Below are 19,236 nucleotides of genomic sequence, written 5' to 3' on the forward strand. Positions count from 1 at the left end.
AGAGTCTGACAGGTGAACTCCGTAGCCGAGAAATTCGCCGGTGTGGACGGTGCGAAAGGCGCGTGGGTGGTCGCGTTCTTCGCCGAGGCGACGCTGACGTGGATCGAGTGTGCGTCGGTGACGGAGGTGCTCGAGGTGACACGGGACTGCGCACGGGTGGGCGTCGACATGCCGCTGTCGTTGCCCGAGCACGGCTATCGCGTCAGCGAACTGGAGGCGAAGGGGTTTCTGAGTACGGCGCGGAGCTCCATCTTTCACACGCCGGTCGTCGACGTGCTCGCCGCCGAGTCGTATCCCGAAGCGTGTGCGGTTTCTCGGCAGCTCACCGGCAAGGCGATCAGCAAGCAGACGTGGCACATCCTGCCTTCCGTGAAGGCGTGGCGCGATGCGGATTTCGACCCCGACAGGTACGTCGAGGTACATCCCGAATGCTCGTTCCGGGCCATGTCACCGACGACGACGTTCGCGTCGAAGAAGACCGGCCGGGGCGTCGGGCAGCGGTTGTCCGCCCTGATGCGCTGGAGCGATCGCGTCGATCTGGCGGATCTACCGCCCGGACCCGCCGTCGACGACTTCCTCGACGCGGCCGCAGCGGCGTGGTCGGCAAGGCGATTTCACGTCGGCGAGCATCTGACTTTCGGTACCGAGGACGGCTCGGATCGGATCGTGGCCTAGCGCCCCTCGTGCGTGAAAGCTCGACTCCTACTACGAGTTTCCACGCACGAGGGCAGCGCTGTCAGTCGAACTGCGGATCCTCGTTGCGGCTGCGCTTGAGCTCGAAGAAGTGCGGGTACGACGCGAAGATCACCGATGCGTCCCAGAGTTTGCCTGCCTCTTCGCCGCGCGGGATCCGGGAGAGCACAGGGCCGAAGAAGGCCACGCCGTTGACGTGAATGGTCGGGGTGCCGACGTCGGGTCCGACCTTGTCCATACCTGCGTGATGGCTGGTCCGCAGGTCCTCGTCGTAGTCCGTGCTCTCGGCGGCCTTCGCAAGGTCACCGGGCAGGTCCAGTTCTGCCAACGACTCCGCGATCACGACGTCGAAATCCTTGTTGCCCTCGTTGTGAATTCGCGTTCCCATGGCCGCATACAGTGGCGCGAGGATCTCGTCACCCTTCAGCTTGGCTGCGGCGATCGCCACGCGGACCGGCCCCCAGGCCTTCTTCATCATCGCGGCGTACTCCTCGGGCAGATCGCGGCCCTCGTTCAGCACTGCCAGGCTCATGACGTGGAAGTTCACGTCGATGTCTCGCACCTGCTGCACCTCGAGAATCCACCGCGAGGTGATCCAACACCACGGGCACAGTGGGTCGAACCAAAAATCCGCAGTGTCTTTCTGTCCTGAACCGGCCACTGTCCTACTCCTTGGAAGTCGAGGTCAACGTCTCTTCATTGCGTAACAACCGCCCACCGCGCAGACATTCCGCACGGCCCGTCGGCCAGCGCGGGATACGCGTGACGTGATGGGATGGAAGGCACTATCCATAACTACACGAAGAGGTGTCGACTGAAGTGGTTGCTCCCAACCTGACGCGTGACCAAGCCTCCGAGCGCTCGGCGATCATCGGGGAAACGAAGTACGCGATCGTTCTCGATCTCACCGACGGCGAGGGCAATCCGGGCGAGAAGACGTTCCGCTCGCTCACCACCATCACGTTCGCGGCCACCGCCGGGGCGTCGACTTTCGTGGACGTCATCGCGAGCACGATCCGCTCCGCGACGCTCAACGGCACCGATGTCGATACCGCGAACTACGACGAGTCGACGGGCCTCGGGCTCGAGAATCTGGCCGAGCACAACGAACTCGTCATCGACGCGGACTGCCTCTACTCGCACACCGGAGAGGGACTGCACCGCTTCGTCGACCCGTCGGACGGCACGGTCTACCTGTACTCGCAGTTCGAGACCGCCGATGCCAAGCGCATGTTCGCCTGCTTCGATCAGCCCGACCTCAAGGCCACCTTCGATCTGAAGGTCACCGCGCCGGAGAGCTGGACCGTCATCTCCAATGCCGCGCACGCCGCCGAGCCTGCAGCGGGCGAGCACGTGTTCGACACGACACCGTTGATGAGCACCTACCTCGTCGCGCTGATCGCCGGGCCGTACGCGGAGTGGACCGACTCGTACACCGACGATCACGGCACCATTCCCCTCGGAATCTACTGCCGCGCATCACTTGCCGAGCACATGGACGCGGAGCGCCTGTTCACCGAGACCAAGCAGGGCTTCGGTTTCTACCACGAGAACTTCGGCACTCCCTACGCCTTCGGCAAGTACGACCAGCTCTTCGTGCCCGAGTTCAATGCCGGTGCCATGGAGAACGCGGGTGCCGTCACGTACCTGGAGGACTACGTCTTCCGGTCCAAGGTGACCCGCGCGTCGTACGAGCGTCGCGCCGAGACCGTGCTGCACGAGATGGCGCACATGTGGTTCGGCGACCTGGTCACCATGACGTGGTGGGACGACCTGTGGCTCAACGAGTCGTTCGCGACGTTCGCCTCGGTGCTGTGCCAGTCCGAGGCGACCGAGTACACCAACGCGTGGACCACCTTCGCCAACGTCGAGAAGGCCTGGGCGTACCGACAGGACCAGTTGCCCTCGACGCACCCCATCGCCGCCGACATTCCCGATCTCGCGGCGGTGGAGGTCAACTTCGATGGCATCACCTACGCCAAGGGTGCGAGTGTGCTCAAGCAACTGGTGGCCTACGTCGGTAAGGAGGACTTCCTCGCCGGGTTGCGGGCGTACTTCGTCGATCATGCCTTTGCCAACGCCACGTTCTCGGATCTGCTTGCCGCTCTGGAGAAGTCTTCGGGACGCGATCTCTCCGATTGGGGTGCCCAGTGGTTGCGCACCACCGGTCTGAACACTCTGAGCCCCGACTTCGACGTCGACGCCGATGGCAAGTTCACCCGGTTCGCAGTGTCGCAGACCGGTGCGGCCCCGGGCGCGGGTGAGCGTCGCGTACACCGCATCGCGATCGGCATCTACGACGACGTCGACGGCAAGCTGGTGCGCACCGACCGCGTCGAGCTCGACCTCGACGCTGCAGAGTCGACGAATGTCGACGCGCTGGTGGGTGTCTCGCGCGGCAAGCTCGTGCTCGTCAACGACGACGATCTGACGTACTGCGCGGTGCGTCTCGACCCGGATTCGCTCGACGTCCTTCTCGCTCGAATCGGCGACATCGCCGAACCACTCCCCCGCACCCTTGCGTGGTCGGCGGCCTGGGAGATGACTCGATCCGCCGAGATGAAGGCGCGTGACTTCGTGGCCCTCGTCCAGCGCGGAATCGGCGGTGAGACGGAAGTGGGTGTGGTGCAACGTCTTCTGGTGCAAGCCCAGACCGCTATCTCCAGCTACGCCGATCCGGCATGGGCGGCCGAGCACGGTACCCCCGAGTTCGCCGATGCACTGCTCGAATTGGCGCGCAGCGCCGAAGCAGGCTCGGATCACCAGCTGGCATTCGTCAATGCTCTCACCGGCATCGAACTCGGCGACCGTCACACCGACGTGCTGAGGGCTCTGCTCGACGGTGATGTCGAGGGGCAGTCTCTGGCCGGCCTCGGCGTGGATACCGATCTGCGCTGGCGCATCGTCACGGCGCTGGCCGGTGCCGGTGCGATCGACGCCGACGGCCTGGACTCACCGGTGATCGACGCCGAGGCGGCCGAAGACAACACAGCCGCCGGAGCCCGGTCGGCAGCGGCTGCACGAGCCGCTCGGCCCAGCGCGGAGGTCAAGGAGCAGGCCTGGACGACAGTGGTCGACGACGATGCGGTTCCCAACATCACGGCACGCTCGATCATCGGCGGCTTCGCCGGCCCAGGTCAGGGCGAGCTGCTCGAACCGTACGTCGCCCGCTATTTCGACGCCATCGAAGGCGTCTGGGCACGTCGTTCGAGCGAGGTCGCGCAGACCGTCGTGGTGGGGCTGTACCCGTCCTGGTCGATCTCCGAGGAATCCCTCGCTGCGGCGGACGAGTTTCTCGACCGCGACCTGCCGCCTGCACTCCGACGCCTGGTGATCGAGGGCCGGGCCGGCATCGTTCGGGCTCTCGCTGCGCGGGAGTTCGACGCGAGCTGATCTCGACGGCATCGACGACGAGGGCCGGTTGCTCACCGAAGGGTGGAGCAACCGGCCCTCGTCGTCGGAGCGCGGTCGGAAGGTGAAGAGCTAGGGGCTCAGGATGGACGCGGTCATCACCCGGACGGACGTGACCAGACCGTCGATGAGGTTGCCGTCGCGGAACGGGCCGAGCGCGGCTGTGACACCCAACTGTGCAACCCGGTCGGTCGCCCGGTTGGACACTCGCCTGCCGGTGCGGATCTCGAGAGCATGCCGATTGGGGTCGACGGCGATCAGCACCGAGCGGATGGCATCGGGTGTGCCGGGGAACACCGCATCCGCACCCGCGGCGGGATCGACGCCGAGATCACCGATGTAGACGTTGAACCGGATCTTGGTCTGCCGAATTGCCTGGGTGAGGGCATCGTCGAGCGCAACCAGGTCCTGCGTCGCGAACGGCAGGTGCTCGGGATTGCTCGTCCCGAACTCGTGAGCCGCCGAGACGCGGCCGCTCGAGGTGAGCGCGGACCCGAAGGGCAGGTCTTCTTCTCTGACGTCACTGCGGACGAGTTCACCACTTGCCACTTGCGGAACCTCCGATCGAGTCGGCTGTGTCGGCGTCGTGCGAACCGTGGCCTCCGAAGGGAGTCACCTCGTCCGTAGCACTCCACAGCAATGGCTCGCGCGTCCACTCGTCCGTCAGTCGGTAGGGCGGAACGTCCATACCGGGCTGCTTGTCGGTCAAGTAGGACAACGCGCCGAGGAGTCCGATCACCGCAACCGGAATCACCCCGAATATCAGCGTGGTCTCAAAAATGCTCACAGGGTGTGACGTTAGTCGACAATTGCGCGTCGGACCACGTCGGGGCCGGTGTTGTGACCGAAATGTGCAGACGCGACCGCGTCAGGCAGCACCCTCACCGAGATACGCGAGCCAACTCGGGTCGAGCTCCTTCGTCGTCGCCAGCAGTCGCCAGTGCGGACCCTTCGGCGGCACCAACTGGGCGCGCAACGTCCAGCCGATCTCACTGAGCAGTTTGTCCGCCTTGCGATGGTTGCACGAGGCGCAGCAGGCGACGCAGTTCTCCCACGAGTGGCCACCTCCGCGGCTACGCGGCACCACGTGGTCGACGGTTTCGGCCTTGCTTCCGCAGTACGCGCACCGGAACCGGTCGCGGTGCATCAGCGCGGCGCGCGTCATCGGCACCCGAGCGCGGTACGGAACACGGACGAACGTCCGCAATCTGATCACCGACGGCACCTGGACCGAGAAGTCCGCGGATCGAATGAACGGCCCCTCCGGATCGTCGTGCACCACGTCGGCTTTCCCACAAACGAGAAGAACCACCGCCCGGCGCATCGGAAGCGCGGTCAGTGGTTCGAATGTGGCATTGAGGAGCAGCACACGGCGCTTGACCCACGCCGGTACGGCGTCGTCGCCCGTGGCACTGTGGGCCGTCGGCACCACACGCAGCGGAGAAGCCCCCGAGGCCGTCTCACGCTGGTCGTGCGTGGTGCGGCCCTCAGTGGGCGGGAGTTGTCGATGGCGGTGTTGCGAGTTCTTCATGCGTTGCTCCAGAGACAGTCGGCGCCCGCGCATGGCTTGCGTGGAACACGAGTCACAGTGGAACACGAATGCACCGTCCACGCACAGCCTTTTTCTCGGCATTTTCTGTTGCCGCTCGGTGAACATCTCGCGTCCTCGCGTTCACGATCGACCATCGACGGCTCCATGCGCTGGGTGACTGGCAAGATTTCTGCGTCTCCGTAGACTTTTCGGGTGTCCGTATCAACCTTCCTGTCCGCATCGCCGCTCCCCGAACCGTCGCTGTTGCGAGATCTCGACACCCGAGCTTTCGAGCTGACCGATACCGGACGCGACTGGCTGGTCGATCGTCCGCTGCAGGCTCTGGGCTATCTGGCCCTCGCCATCGTGCTGCGTCTCGTCCTGCACAAACTGATCGACCGATTCACCCGCAACAACGTCGGGAAGTCTCCGATGCTGTTGCGTCCGCTCCGCGACCGGTCGTCGAGCACCGTCAAGGGCGCGATTCTCAACGAGCGGCGCAAACAACGGGCCAACACGATCGGCTCGGTGCTCAAGTCGGCCGTCTCGGTCATGATTCTCACGTGGTTCGTGCTCTCGGTGCTCGATGTCGTCGGGGTCAACGTCGCTCCGTTCATCGCCTCGGCCGGAATCGTCGGTGTCGCCTTGGGCTTCGGTGCCCAGAACCTGGTCCGAGACTTTCTGTCGGGCATCTTCATGCTCCTCGAGGATCAGTACGGAGTGGGTGACGTCGTCGACCTCGGTGAAGCGACCGGCACGGTCGAGAGCGTGGGGCTGCGCGTCACGACGATCAGGGATGTCAACGGCACGGTGTGGTACTGCCGCAACGGCGAGGTGTTGCGCGTGGGCAACATGAGTCAGGGCTTCGCGGTCGCCGTTCTCGATCTGCCGGTTTCCCACACGGCCAACATCGACGAGGCCCGCGCGGTCGCCGAACGCACCACCTTGGAGGTGGTGGAGTCGAAGGACTTCGCCAGCGACATCCTCGAACCGCCCGAGATGCTCGGAGTCAACGCGGTCAGCGCCGACACGGTCACCATCCGCATCACGATCAAGACCCGCCCCGGACGTCAGTGGGCCGTGCAGCGCCGACTCCACCAGGAGATACTCCAGGCATTCGACGATGCCGACATCAAGGCACCGTACGCACTGGGTCGTCCGGGTGGGGTCGTGGCCGAGCGCGGCAACTGAACAGACCATGATGGTGACCGACGCCGACCAGGAACGAACAGAGAGAGTGTGATGACCGAACCGCAGCAGACGTTCTACGACGCGGTAGGCGGTGCCGAGACGTTCCGGTCACTCACGGCGAAGTTCTACGAGGAAGTCGCCAAGGACGAGATAGTGCGACCGTTGTACCCGGAGGAGGATCTGGCACCGGCCGAACGGCGGATGCGGATGTTTCTCGAGCAGTACTGGGGCGGTCCGCGGACGTACTCCGACGAGCGCGGTCATCCTCGATTGCGGATGCGTCACAACCCGTTTCGGATCGGACCGATGGAGCGAGACGCGTGGCTTCGCTGCATGCACATCGCGATCGCGTCGATAGACCCGAAGGTCATGGACTCCGCGCACCGAGCCCAGTTGATCGACTACATGGAGATGGCCGCCAATTCGATGATGAACTCGGCGATCTGAGCGCCGAGAGCGCGGTGGGTTACAGCGATCCGACGCGCTGCGGGCTCTTGCCACCGACGGCGGCCTTGAGCTTGCCGACGCGGGCGCGAACGGAACCGGCCACCTTGAGCCCGAAGCTCACGGGCGCGGGCAGGTGCTGGCGCAGGATGGCGTGCTTGCGTACGTAGTTGTCCACGTGCCACTCCGACCAGGTGCCCGCACGGAAAAGCGCGGCATCGCCGGGGATCAGGGTGCGCGGTGCGTGGTCGTCACTCGACACGGTCACCGAACCGTCCATGATGTGCACGATCTCGTCGACGGCGAAGTACCAGCGGAAACGTCCCGCCGTGCAATCCCACACGTTGGTGGTGGTGGTGCCGTCGATGCTCTTCGACCACTCGGCGAGGCGCGCCTGCGGGTTTCCTTCGAGAATCCAGGTCGGCTCGATGGGGCTGTCGTCGAGCGCGATATCGCCGAGTCGTACGGCTTCGATGGTCGAAGTGATCATGGTTTCCGTCGCGTCCTCACAGTCGGGCGCGGCTTCCGCCGCTACTGGTTTCAGGAGCAGAACATACAACACTTTCCCAACGAACCGGCAGGAGTCGGTCATGTGAATGAGCACAAAGCTTTACTGTTCGTTGACCTACGATTCCGCCGCCGGTCGCGCCCGAACGCCCCTGAATCGTTCCGCGGCCGATCGTTTGGCACTATTGCCCCTTGTGACCGATCCGATCGAAAGCTCCGAGCTGCTGTGGTGGCAGGACGCCGTCTTCTACCAGATCTACCCCCGGTCGTTCGCGGACTCCAACGGTGACGGCATCGGCGACCTCGACGGAATTCGAGACAAGCTCGGCTACCTCGAACTGCTGGGTATCGACGCGGTCTGGATCGGTCCCATCACGCGGTCGCCCATGGCCGATCACGGGTACGACGTATCCGATCCCCGCGACATCGACCCCCTGTTCGGCAACCTGGAGATTTTCGACGCGTTGGTCGACGAAGCTCATGCGCGCGACATCAAGGTCACGATGGATCTGGTGCCCAACCACACCAGCAGCGAGCACCCGTGGTTCAGAGCGGCTCTGACGGCTGCGCGCGGTAGCGCCGAGCGAGCCCGCTACATCTTCAGAGACGGACGTGGTGAAGACGGTTCGCAGCCGCCGAACAACTGGCCGAGCATCTTCGGTGGCCCGGCCTGGACCCGCATCACCGAGCCCGACGGTTCCCCCGGCCAGTGGTACCTGCACATCTTCGCGCCCGAGCAGCCGGATCTGAACTGGAACAATCCCGAGGTGTTCGACGACTTCGCGCGCACCCTGAGATTCTGGCTCTCCCGCGGCGTCGACGGCTTCCGACTCGATGTGGCGCACGGTATGGCCAAACCGGTGGAGCTGGCCGACATGAGTCTCGAACTCAACGCGTTGATGAAGAACGACGACGACGATCCCCGGTTCAACAATCCTCGGGTCCACGACCTGCATCGACGCATCAGAGCCGTCATGGACGAATTCCCCGACGCGGTGACCGTGGGCGAGATCTGGGTGCAGGACAATGTGCGATTCTCGGAGTACATCAGACCCGACGAGTTGCACGTCGGCTTCAACTTCCGGCTGGCCAGTGTCGATTTCGATGCCGCAACCATCCGCGATGCCATCTCCAATTCCCTTGCCGCAGTCGAGCTGGTCGACGGAACTCCGACGTGGACGCTGTCGAACCACGACGTCGAGCGCGAGGTCACCCGGTACGGCGGCGGGGACCTCGGTCGGGCACGCTCCCGCGCCATGATCCTCGTCGAATTGGCGCTTCCCGGAACGATTTTCGTGTACAACGGTGCCGAACTCGGGTTGCCCAACGTACAGCTTCCCGACAGTGCGTTGCAGGATCCGGTGTGGGAGCGATCCGGGCACGCCGAGCGTGGCCGCGACGGCTGTCGGGTGCCGATGCCGTGGGAGGGGCACACACCGCCGTTCGGGTTCTCCTCCACCGATCGAACCTGGTTGCCGATGCCGCCGGAGTGGGACGGGTACACCGCCGAGGCACAACTCGAAGACGTCGATTCGATGCTCAGTCTCTATCGGACGGCCTTCGAGCTGCGGGCTCTGCGTCCGGAATTCACCGGCAACGGAATCGATTGGTATGGGTCACCTCCCGGGTGCCTGGCGTTTCGTCGACGCGGCGGTCTGATCTGCGCCTTGAACGCGTCGGAGGAGTCGATCCCGCTGCCTCCCGGTGAGTTGCTGCTGACCAGCGCCCCGCTGGTGGACGGAAGACTCCCGGCGAACGCTGCTGCGTGGCTCGTCTAACGCTCGACGGTGAGCGACAACTGCTGTCCCGCGCGACGAGCGAAGACCGAGCCGTAACGGGCGTCGAGGCGTAGCCAGACCTTCGACACCCGCACGCGAACGACCTCGTCGGGCGCGATCCGATCCGGGTCGACGTCGACAGTCAACGGATCATTGCCGCTGTGCGGAACGAAACCCATTGCGGTGAGCGCGAATACCGTCCGCATGGTGATCGAGACGTCGTCGGCGTCGCCTGCGACGTGCAGAACTTCCTGTTCGAGCAACGAACTCGGCGGTCCGTGGCTGCTGCCGTGCTCCTTGGCCAGTGCAACGCCGCGTTGTGCGAGGCCCACGAGCACCCTGGCGGGCACATCGTCGAGGTGGCCGAATCCACCGTCCGGCGGCAGGGCACCGCGCCACGCGGAATCCATCGAGAATCCCGGGTCGATGACACCGTCGGCCGCCTGCGCCACCGCCGCGACCAACACGTCGGCACCGGCACTGGTGTCGTCGGGCACTATGGTTCCGGTGATCACCCGCGCCGCCAGCGCATCGAAACCCGTTGCCGCCCAGCAGGACACACCGCCGCCCGCTCGGGTCCGCATACGGATCACCGCAGCTTCGTCGAGACGCAGCGCCCTGGTGCAGAACGTCGCGAGGTTCTCCCGCTCGACCGCATCGGGCACGGTCAGGACGCGCTCATACACGCTGCCAGCTCACGAGAAACTCACGCTCGGTCGGGGTGAGCCGACGCAACCGCTGCGCATCGATATCGAACGCCGCGATCTGCGTCGACGCCACCACGGCGGCCGGGGTGTCCAGTGAGGCACCACGGGCCCGCACCTCGTATCCGACGACGAAGTCCACCGCTCGTACCGCGTCGATCCACATGAAGACATCGAGGGGGCCGTCCTCGTGCCGGAGCTGGCCCCGATACTTCACGTGCAGATCCGCGATCACCGCTCCGTGGCGCAGGTTCGCCGTCGGCCTCCCGTCCACCAACAGCCAGGGAATACGTGCCTCTTCGAGGAGAGTGACCATCCGGGCATGGTTGATGTGTTGATACACATCCATATCCGACCACCGCACGTCCACGGTGGCATGAAAGCCCACTCGCGCGGTTGCAGGTCGTTGGTCGGACAGATGGGCGTCGGGCACACTCACGTGGTCGTTCCCTCTTCTCGGTCGAGTGTCGGCGATTGCGATGTGCTGGAGGTCAAGGCACCATGTTGCGGACCTGTCGGGCGGCGACCGACAGGGTCGCCAGGTCGAGGGTCCCCGACTCGGCGATCTCGGTCAACGCCGCACGAGACCTCGCCAGCCGGGACGAGTTGGTCGACTCCCATTCTGCGATCTTCTCCGCCACCGACTCCTCCGGCTCACCGCCAGCCAGTACGGCCTGTGTGATTCCCCGCAGAGAGGAATACAGATCGTCGCGAAGAGCCAAGCGCGCCAACGAATGCCAGCGGTCTCCGCGGGCCAGCTTGGACACCGCGGTGAGCAACCAGTCGATGCCGATGTGCGCGTCCAGGGCGAAGTAGAGCTCGGCGACCTCGGCTCCGTCCCGGTCGACGATGTCGGCTATATCGATGATGTCGAGCAGGCAGTACACATCGAGCAGTCCGTAGATTCGACGAGCCAGCTCGGCCGGCGCGCCGCGTTCGATCGCCGCAGCCGATCGCGAGTCCAGGTCGCTGGCCTGATGCCCGGAGATCCACTTCGACACCGACGGCTGCAGTGCCCGTACCTGACCGGCGTACCGACTGATCTCGGCTCCGACGGCCAGCGGCTGCGGACGGTTGGCGAGCAGCCAGCGCGAGACGCGGTCGAGCATCCGGCGAGACTCGAGCAACAGTTCGGCCGAGACCGCGGTCGGCACGTCCGCTGCCCTGATCGAGTTCCACACCTCGTCGAGTCCGAAGATCTCGGTGGCGGCAGCGAACGCACGAATGGCATCGGTGCCTGCCGCACCCGAATCCTCGGTCAATCGGTAGGGGAACGTGATGCCGCCGCAGTCGATGGCCTCGTTGGACAGCGTCGTGGCCACCAGCTGCCGCCGGAGCGGATGCGCCTTGATCGCGTCGGCATACGGCTCTCGCAGCGGCTCGGGGAAGTACTTGGGTAGCCGCGGAGCGAAGACGTCGCTGTCGGGCAGTTCGCTGTCGAGCAACTCCGCTTCCAACGCCAACTTCACGTGAGCCATCAACGTCGCGAGTTCCGGCGAGGTCAGCCCTCGGCCGTCCTGCTTGCGTCGCCGTAGGTCCGCCTCGGTCGGCAGCGCCTCGAGCTCACGGTCGAGACCTCGGCGCACTTCCAGATCCTCGATCACCCGACTGTGCACGGTGACCAGGCTGGGCGCGTCGAACCTGGAGGTGCCGAGCAGCTCGTTCTGCATGATGTTGTCCCACAACACCAGCCTGCCCACCTCGTCGGTCATCGACGCGAGCAACTCGTCTCGATCCTCGCGCGCGAGGTTGCCGTTGGTGATGGCCGTTTCCAACAGGATCTTGATGTTGACCTCGTGATCGGAGCAGTCGACACCCGCGGAGTTGTCGACGGCATCGGTGTTGATCTTGCCTCCGGCGGCGGCGTATTCGATGCGGCCCAGTGCGGTGGCCCCGAGGTTGCCGCCCTCCCCCACCACTGCGGCGCGGACGTCGATTCCGTCGACTCTCACCATGTCGTTGGCCTTGTCGCCGACCTCGGCATTGGTCTCGGTGGACGCCTTGATGTACGTGCCGATTCCGCCGTTCCACAGCAGATCGGCCGGAGCCCGAAGGATTGCGTTGACCAGCTCGGGCGGAGACAGCGCGTCCACGGAATCTCCCAGCCCGAGTGCAGCGCGCGCGGCCGCACTGATCGGGACCGACTTGCGTGTCCGCTCCCACACCCCACCGCCCGCACTGATGAGCGAGGTGTCGTAGTCCGCCCACGACGACCGCGGCAGTGCGAACAACCGCTCCCGCTCGGCGAACGAGGACTCACGCTCGGGGTCGGGATCGAGAAAGATGTGCCGGTGATCGAACGCGGCGAGCAGGCGAATGTGCCGGCTGAGCAACATGCCGTTGCCGAACACGTCCCCGCTCATGTCGCCGACGCCGACGACGGTGAAATCCTGGCTCTGCGTGTCGATTCCGAGCTCGCGGAAGTGGCGTTTGACGCTCTCCCACGCGCCCTTGGCGGTGATGCCCATGGCTTTGTGGTCGTAGCCGGCCGAACCACCGGAGGCGAAGGCGTCGCCGAGCCAGAAGCCGTACTTCGCAGCCACGTCGTTGGCCATGTCCGAGAATGTCGCGGTGCCCTTGTCCGCGGCAACGACGAGATAGGTGTCGTCTCCGTCGCGGCGTACGACGCCGGTGGGAATCGTCACCGTTCCGGTAGCGCGGTCGAGATTGTCGGTGATGTCGAGCAACCCGGCGATGAACAGCCGGTAGCAGGCCTTGCCTTCCTCGGCATGGGCCTGACGATCGCGATCGGCGTCACCGGTCACGACGGGGGGCCGCTTGACGACGAATCCACCCTTGGCTCCGACCGGCACGATGACGGCGTTCTTGACCATCTGGGCTTTGGCGAGTCCGAGGATTTCGGTCCGGAAGTCCTCACGGCGATCCGACCAGCGCAGTCCGCCGCGGGCCACTGCTCCGAACCGCAGGTGCACACCTTCGACGCGGGGCGAGTACACGAAGATCTCGAATTTCGGCTTCGGCTTGGGCAATTCGGCGATCGACTGCGGATCGAACTTGAGCGAGAGGTACTCACGATGTTCGCCGTCGGCTCCCACCATGAAGTAGTTGGTTCGCAACGTCGCTCGGATCAGCTCGAACATGCTGCGCAGGATTCGGTCGGCGTCGAGGCTGACGACCTCGTCGATCAGTTCCCCCAGCTGGGTGCCGATCGACTGCGCGTTCTCCTCCGAGCTCGCCTCGGGATCGAACTGCGCCTCGAACAACCCGACCAACAGCCGCGCAGTGCGCGGATGCGTCAGCAGCACACCTTCGATGTTGAACTGACTGTAGGGAAAACCGGCCTGGCGCAGATACTTCGCGTACGCGCGCAACACCACTGCCTGCCGCCAGTGCAGGCCGGCGCGCATGACCAGCTCGTTGAACCGGTCTGCCTCCGCCTCGCCGCTCCACACTGCCGCGAACGCGTCGGTGAACCTATGCTGCACTCGGCTCTCGCGATCGGCGGTGCCCGCCTCGGACAACTCCGCGTCGATGTCACCGTCGATTGCCGAGCGGAGCATCTCGCGTGAGGCCGAGAGCCCGAAATCGTAGATCCAGCAAGACATTCCGTCCGGCCGCACCACGGGGTACGGTCGTTCGTCGTCGACCTCGACGCCGAGGCTCTGCAGAATGGGCAGTACCTGCGACAGTGAGACGCCCGCGCCGCCGATGTACAGCGAGAACCGCCAACTGCCCACCGCGGACTGCTCGTTGCGGTAGAGCTGCATGTCGATGGACTCGTCACCGAGCCCTTCGAGGCGAGCGATGTCGGTGACGGCCCGAGCCGGACTGAAGTCCTGCTTGTAGGCCTCGGGGAACGCCTCGGTGTACCGCTGAATCCGCAGCGGGTCGACGGTGCGGTCGAGCGAGACCGCGTCGCCGAGGGAGTCTTCCCAGGTTCTGGTGGTCTCGGTGAGTGCCGCCTCGATCCGGGTGATGTCCTCGGGCGCGAGCTCCGTCGGCGCGGTTCCCGGTGCGCGACGGACGGTCACGTGCAACAGCGCCAGGTCCGATTCCGTCACGCGCGCTGTGTAATCGAGCGAGGTACCGCCGAGTTCGCGGAGCAACCGATCCTGGATGGCGAGGCGAACACGGGTGGTGTAGCGATCTCGCGGCAGGTACACCAGGGCGGAGACGAAGGAGCCGCTGGCATCGGGCCGGACGAACAGCTTGACCTTGCGCCGACGGCCCAGTGCCAGAACAGCACTCGCGGTCTCGAACAGCCAGGCCGCCGAGGTGGCGAAGAGTTCCGAGCGCGGCATCGACTGCAGCACTTCGAGCATGGCCTGACCCGAGAACGACCCGAGATCATGGCCGGCCCGGGCGATCACCGATCGCACCCGACGCTCGATCACCGGAATATCGAGCACGTTCTCGTGCAGCGCCGTCACGGTGAAGACGCCGACGAAGCGGTGCTCGGCCGAGTTCTCGGCGTCGAGGACACTCACGAAGTAGGGGTAGACCGCGCGGTGCACCGTGGCCGGCCTCGCGCCCTGCGTCAGGGCGACCAGGTCGCGTTGGCCGAGCGGTTCCGAGCCGTCCACGACGTGGGCCGCGTCGCGCAACACACCGAGGCTGCTCGACTCATCGCCGGTGGCCGTGCGTGCGCCGTCGACGCCGTCGATCCGGTAGCGGCGGTAGCCGAGGAGTGTGTAGTGGCCGTCGCCGAGCCAGCGCAGCAAGGCAGCCGCGTCACGATGTTCGACGGCGATGTCGGATTCCGGGTCACCCGCCCGCTGAGCGGCACCGTCGAGGAGATCGGCGACCTCCGCCTGCACCCGACGCATGCGATCGGTGTCGCCGACCACCTGACGCACGTCCGCCAGTACCCGGTTCGTCTCCGACTGCAGGCGCGCGACCGCGTCCTCGGATGTGGAGGGATGGAGCTGAACGTGAATCCAGGATTCGTCTCGACCGTCGGCGGTGAGACCCGTCAGCTCGCCGTCGGCGTCGCGGGCGACCGACAGAATGGGATGAACCACGTCGGTGTATTCGATGCCGAGTCGGGAGAGCAGCGAGATGACCGATTCGACGAGGAGCGGCATGTCGTCGGTGACGATCTGCAGGTAGCTGCCCGCCGCCTGCTGGGCGGCAGAACTCGACTCGCTGGGACTGTGCACCGCCACGTTCGCGGTCTCGGGACGCCGCCGCGACGCCAACCGGACGTGCCGATGAAAGGACGTGGTGTCGGGAGTGTGCGCGGACGCTCCGACAGCCGTCGTGTCCACGTGCTCGAAGTACTCGGCACGCAATGTCGCCAGCTCGGCCAGGAGTCGGTCGTCGAGCCCGTCGGCCCAATCGTTGTCGGGCAGGTCCAGCGAGCGTGGCATGGTGTTCGAGTACTCCCTCGTGAGGATTTTCCCGACGCCCGCCGATCGCCGGCCGTCGATGACTACTCGACCTTAGTGTCGAACACCCCGTTACCGCAGTGACCTCGCGGACCCAGCGCGTGGCGATCTACTCGACGGCTCTAGTCGACGTGGAGGTACTCGGTGAGCAGACCCCGCTCGTGCTCGTCCAACGGACGCGACGACGAGGTAGCGAGGTCGAATGCGACCATCGACGCCTCGGCATCCGCGCAGACTTTTCCGTCGCGGTCGGTCACCACGTGCCGGACGCCGTAGGAAGTGGTCCCGATGCGGGTGATCCACAGCTCGATCGTCAGGGGACCCGAGTCGTCGAGAATCGGGTGCAGAAAATCGGTGGTCAGCTTGCGTACCACCGCTGCGCCCCGCACCCCCGGTCCCCCGAAAGCCGCGTTCAGGAACTGAACGCGGCCCTCCTGGAGGTATTCGACGAACCGGGTGTTGTTGACGTGGCCGAGACGGTCCGAATCACCCCACCGCACCTGGAGTGTGCAGGTGAAGGTCTTTCCGGCCATGTCAGTCCCTGGTCAGCTTCCGGTGCGTGACGCGATGCGGACGGGCCGCGTCGGGTCCGAGGCGTTCGACCTTGTTGGCCTCGTAGCCCTCGAAGTTGCCCTCGTACCAGTACCAGGCGGCCTCGTTGTCGCCGAAGCCACCTTCCCACGCCAGGATGTGCGTGCAGGTGCGGTCCAGGAACCACCGGTCGTGCGAGATGACCACGGCGCAACCGGGGAATTCCTCGAGCGCGTTCTCGAGCGATCCGAGCGTTTCGACGTCGAGGTCGTTGGTCGGTTCGTCGAGCAGGATCAGGTTGCCGCCCTGCTTGAGCGTCATCGCCAGGTTCAGACGGTTCCGCTCACCACCGGAGAGCACTCCGGCAGGCTTCTGCTGATCGTGGCCCTTGAACCCGAACGAGCTGATGTACGCGCGGGACGGGAACTCGGAGCTGCCGACGGTGATGAAGTCGAGGCCGTCGGACACTGTTTCCCACACCGTCTTCTTCGAGTCGATGCCCGAACGGTTCTGGTCGACGTAGCTGAGTTTGACGGTCTGCCCGATCTTGACCTCGCCGCCGTCCGGCTCCTCGAGGCCGACGATGGTCTTGAACAGCGTCGTCTTACCGACGCCGTTGGGGCCGATGACGCCGACGATGCCGTTGCGGGGCAACGTGAACGAGAGATCCTTGATCAGCACGCGGCCGTCGAAGCCCTTGTCCAGGCTCTTGACCTCCACCACGACGTCGCCGAGGCGCGGCGGGTTGGGGATCTGGATCTCGTCGAAGTCGAGCTTCCTGGTCTTCTCGGCCTCGGCCACCATCTCGTCGTAGCGAGCCAGACGGGACTTGCTCTTCGCCTGACGCGCCTTGGCACCGGAACGAACCCAGGCGAGTTCGTCCTTGAGGCGCTTCTGCAGCTTCTGGTCCTTCTTGCCCGAGACCTCGAGACGCTCGGCCTTCTTCTCCAGGTAGGTGGAGTAGTTGCCCTCGTACGGGTACAGGTGTCCGCGGTCGACCTCGGCAATCCACTGCGCGACGTGGTCGAGGAAGTACCGGTCGTGAGTGACGGCGAGAATAGCGCCTGCGTATGCGGCCAGGTGCTGCTCGAGCCACAGCACACTCTCGGCGTCGAGGTGGTTGGTCGGCTCGTCGAGCAGCAGCAGGTCCGGCTTGCTCAGCAGCAACTTGCACAGCGCCACGCGGCGCTTCTCACCACCGGAGAGGTTGGTGACGGGCGACTCGGGCGGCGGGCAGCGCAGCGCGTCCATGGCCTGTTCGAGCTGGGAGTCGATCTCCCAGGCATCGGCGTGGTCGAGCTTTTCCTGCAGCTCGCCCATCTCTTCCATCAGCTCGTCGGAGTAGTCGGTGGCCATCAGCTCGGCGATCTCGTTGTACCGCTTGAGCTGGACCATCGTCTCGCCGAGACCGTCCTCGACGTTCTCGCGAACGGTCTTGGTGTCGTCAAGGACCGGTTCCTGCATAAGGATGCCGACCGAGGCACCGGGAGCGAGGAACGCCTCACCGTTTCCGGGCTGATCGATTCCCGCCATGATCTTGAGGATGCTGGACTTACCGGCGCCGTTGGGGCCGACGACGCCGATCTTCGCTCCCGGATAGAAGCTCATCGTCACGTCGTCGAGGATGACTTTGTCGCCGTGCGCCTTGCGCACCTTCTTCATGGTGTAAATGAATTCAGCCATGATGCCCAGCTTATCGGTGCGGGCGGGTCTCCGGCACCACCGCCCGAGCGCGCAGCCGCCGTCCACACTCGATCGCAGGTTCCGATGCAGCGCGGACGGCGGATGCCGGGAGTTCGTCAGGCCGGGACGGACTCGCGCACGTCCTCGTCGATGCGGTCGTGATCGCGATCCTGATCCCCGTCCACAGGTTCGGTCGCTCCCGGATCGCCATCCGTCGCAGCGTCGGACGCCACCGCCTTCGTCCGATGGATCGAGACGTTGCAGCGCGCGAGATCCGGTCCGACGGCACTGGCCCGCATCTCGAGATCGGCGCGTTCGACTCCGTCACGGTTGGTGTACTCGTTGGTGCGTAGCTGTCCGTAGGCGATGATCGGGTCGCCCTTCATCAGCGATGCCCCGACGCCGCGGACCAGGCGACGCCAGCAGGTGACCGTCAGGTAGAGGGTTCCGCCGTCGGTCCATTCGCCGGTGTTGCGATCCTGCCGTCGGGCGTTGCTGGCCATCCGGAAGCTGAGGACCTCGTCTCCGGTGGGTGTGGAGCGCTTGACGGGATTGGTGATGACCGTTCCGAGAACTGCGCACTGTGCTTCGTACATGATGTCTTCCCCTCGATCGATGTCGCGTGATTGCGATCGAGATCGACACTGCTACGCGGAGAACGTCCGTGGTGAACGAGTTCGCGAAATGTGGACAACCACCCGGCCTGTGGATGAACGGCCCGAATCGGGGCCCGTGCGACCCGAGGATGTCGGGGAGGTGTGCTAGCCGGGAATTTCGGCGTACATGTGGCCGTCGAGCACGGGGATCACGCGACCCGCCGTGAGCGAAGCGACAAGCGCCGCAGTCGAATCGGCGTCCGGAACCGCGACGGTCAGTAGCGCGGACGCACCGTAGGAGGTGCCGACCACGACAACTCCGTGTCCGCGCAATTCCGATTCCACCCGACCGACCTCGGCGTGATCGAGCTCGAGAGTCATGATCTCGCGTCGCTCCCTGGTCAGGAACGTCGCTTTGGACAACGCCTCGGTCACCGCGCCGCTGTAGGCACGAGCCAGTCCGCCGGTGCCCAGCTTGGTTCCACCGAAATATCTGCTGACGACCGCGACGACGTTGGTCAGGTGATGCCCGCGCAGCACGTCGAGCATCGGTGTGCCTGCCGTGCCGCTCGGTTCGCCGTCGTCGTTGGAGCGCTCGATGCGCTGATCGGGGTCGGCCGGCGTGTCGCCGGCCGAGGAATCCACGATGAACGCCGAACAGTGATGTCCGGCTGCAGGATCGGCCTTGCGAGCTGCGGCGATCACGGCCCGAGCCTCCGCTTCGGTTCTCGCCCTGTCGATTACGGCGACGAATCGAGACTTCTTGACCTCGGTCTCGAGCATCACTCGGCCTGCTATCGTCCGATGCTCGGTCATGGC

The 19,236-nt window shown here is 65.3% G+C and carries 17 protein-coding genes; 5 read left to right on the forward strand and 12 right to left on the reverse strand.

Annotation, left to right across the window (positions count from 1 at the left end):
- The first annotated feature begins 12 nt into the window (after positions 1 to 12).
- Entirely contained in the window at positions 13 to 675 is a 663-nt protein-coding gene (locus tag AB0366_RS19390; protein WP_366245339.1) for a DUF429 domain-containing protein, read from the forward strand.
- Positions 676 to 736: 61 nt separating this feature from the next.
- On the opposite strand, the gene AB0366_RS19395 is transcribed toward AB0366_RS19390, so the two are convergent.
- Positions 737 to 1,354 (reverse strand): DsbA family protein, encoded by a 618-nt coding sequence (locus AB0366_RS19395; protein WP_121869448.1) that lies wholly within the window; start codon positions 1,352 to 1,354, stop codon positions 737 to 739.
- Between the two features lie 158 nt (positions 1,355 to 1,512).
- On the opposite strand from AB0366_RS19395, the gene pepN reads away from it, so the two are divergent.
- On the forward strand, positions 1,513 to 4,086 hold the full coding sequence (gene pepN / locus AB0366_RS19400) for an aminopeptidase N (RefSeq protein ID WP_366245340.1): 2,574 nt from the start codon (positions 1,513 to 1,515) through the stop codon (positions 4,084 to 4,086).
- Positions 4,087 to 4,176: 90 nt separating this feature from the next.
- On the opposite strand, the gene AB0366_RS19405 is transcribed toward pepN, so the two are convergent.
- The 3 genes from AB0366_RS19405 to AB0366_RS19415 all read right to left on the reverse strand — a co-directional run bounded on the left by AB0366_RS19405 (position 4,177) and on the right by AB0366_RS19415 (position 5,635).
- Complete coding sequence (locus AB0366_RS19405) at positions 4,177 to 4,653, reverse strand: DUF5130 family protein (protein ID WP_366245341.1); 477 nt, start codon at positions 4,651 to 4,653, stop codon at positions 4,177 to 4,179.
- Positions 4,640 to 4,891, reverse strand: a complete 252-nt coding sequence (locus tag AB0366_RS19410) for a membrane protein (protein ID WP_032394605.1) — start codon at positions 4,889 to 4,891, stop codon at positions 4,640 to 4,642. Before AB0366_RS19410 ends, AB0366_RS19405 begins: the two co-directional genes overlap by 14 nt.
- Before the next feature lie 81 nt (positions 4,892 to 4,972).
- Positions 4,973 to 5,635 carry an HNH endonuclease gene (locus AB0366_RS19415; RefSeq protein WP_183130115.1) on the reverse strand — a complete coding sequence of 221 codons (663 nt, stop codon included), beginning with the start codon at positions 5,633 to 5,635 and terminating at the stop codon, positions 4,973 to 4,975.
- A gap of 231 nt (positions 5,636 to 5,866) precedes the next feature.
- Here AB0366_RS19415 and AB0366_RS19420 point away from each other — a divergent pair, with 231 nt between their 5' ends.
- Positions 5,867 to 6,826 carry a mechanosensitive ion channel family protein gene (locus AB0366_RS19420; protein WP_121872310.1) on the forward strand — a complete coding sequence of 320 codons (960 nt, stop codon included), beginning with the start codon at positions 5,867 to 5,869 and terminating at the stop codon, positions 6,824 to 6,826.
- A 51-nt stretch (positions 6,827 to 6,877) separates the two neighbouring features.
- A complete protein-coding gene (locus AB0366_RS19425; protein ID WP_032394607.1) occupies positions 6,878 to 7,273 on the forward strand; it encodes a globin in 396 nt (131 codons plus the stop codon).
- A 19-nt stretch (positions 7,274 to 7,292) separates the two neighbouring features.
- On the opposite strand, the gene AB0366_RS19430 is transcribed toward AB0366_RS19425, so the two are convergent.
- Positions 7,293 to 7,760: a cupin domain-containing protein gene (locus AB0366_RS19430; protein ID WP_366245342.1), complete on the reverse strand. Its 468-nt coding sequence runs from the start codon at positions 7,758 to 7,760 to the stop codon at positions 7,293 to 7,295.
- A gap of 211 nt (positions 7,761 to 7,971) precedes the next feature.
- On the opposite strand from AB0366_RS19430, the gene AB0366_RS19435 reads away from it, so the two are divergent.
- On the forward strand, positions 7,972 to 9,555 hold the full coding sequence (locus AB0366_RS19435; protein ID WP_366245343.1) for a glycoside hydrolase family 13 protein: 1,584 nt from the start codon (positions 7,972 to 7,974) through the stop codon (positions 9,553 to 9,555).
- On the opposite strand, the gene AB0366_RS19440 is transcribed toward AB0366_RS19435, so the two are convergent.
- From AB0366_RS19440 to AB0366_RS19470, 7 genes are all read right to left on the reverse strand, one after another.
- Positions 9,552 to 10,241: a hypothetical protein gene (locus tag AB0366_RS19440; protein ID WP_366245344.1), complete on the reverse strand. Its 690-nt coding sequence runs from the start codon at positions 10,239 to 10,241 to the stop codon at positions 9,552 to 9,554. The two genes, AB0366_RS19435 and AB0366_RS19440, sit on opposite strands and share 4 nt — an antisense overlap.
- The gene (locus tag AB0366_RS19445; protein ID WP_366245345.1) at positions 10,234 to 10,698 is read right to left on the reverse strand and encodes a thioesterase family protein; all 465 of its coding nucleotides are present in this window, start codon (positions 10,696 to 10,698) and stop codon (positions 10,234 to 10,236) included. The genes AB0366_RS19440 and AB0366_RS19445 overlap by 8 nt, the downstream gene beginning before the upstream one ends.
- A gap of 52 nt (positions 10,699 to 10,750) precedes the next feature.
- Positions 10,751 to 15,589 (reverse strand): NAD-glutamate dehydrogenase, encoded by a 4,839-nt coding sequence (locus AB0366_RS19450; RefSeq protein WP_366245346.1) that lies wholly within the window; start codon positions 15,587 to 15,589, stop codon positions 10,751 to 10,753.
- Between the two features lie 140 nt (positions 15,590 to 15,729).
- Entirely contained in the window at positions 15,730 to 16,140 is a 411-nt protein-coding gene (locus AB0366_RS19455) for an acyl-CoA thioesterase (RefSeq protein ID WP_366245347.1), read from the reverse strand.
- Between the two features lies 1 nt (position 16,141).
- Positions 16,142 to 17,821, reverse strand: a complete 1,680-nt coding sequence (ettA, locus tag AB0366_RS19460) for an energy-dependent translational throttle protein EttA (protein WP_032402531.1) — start codon at positions 17,819 to 17,821, stop codon at positions 16,142 to 16,144.
- 116 nt (positions 17,822 to 17,937) lie between these two features.
- Positions 17,938 to 18,417 (reverse strand): single-stranded DNA-binding protein, encoded by a 480-nt coding sequence (locus AB0366_RS19465; RefSeq protein WP_121869442.1) that lies wholly within the window; start codon positions 18,415 to 18,417, stop codon positions 17,938 to 17,940.
- Between the two features lie 165 nt (positions 18,418 to 18,582).
- Complete coding sequence (locus AB0366_RS19470; RefSeq protein ID WP_366245348.1) at positions 18,583 to 19,233, reverse strand: YigZ family protein; 651 nt, start codon at positions 19,231 to 19,233, stop codon at positions 18,583 to 18,585.
- Positions 19,234 to 19,236 lie beyond the last annotated feature (3 nt).

Source organism: Rhodococcus sp. NPDC076796 (assembly GCF_040702765.1).
In the GTDB taxonomy this organism is placed as follows: domain Bacteria; phylum Actinomycetota; class Actinomycetes; order Mycobacteriales; family Mycobacteriaceae; genus Rhodococcoides.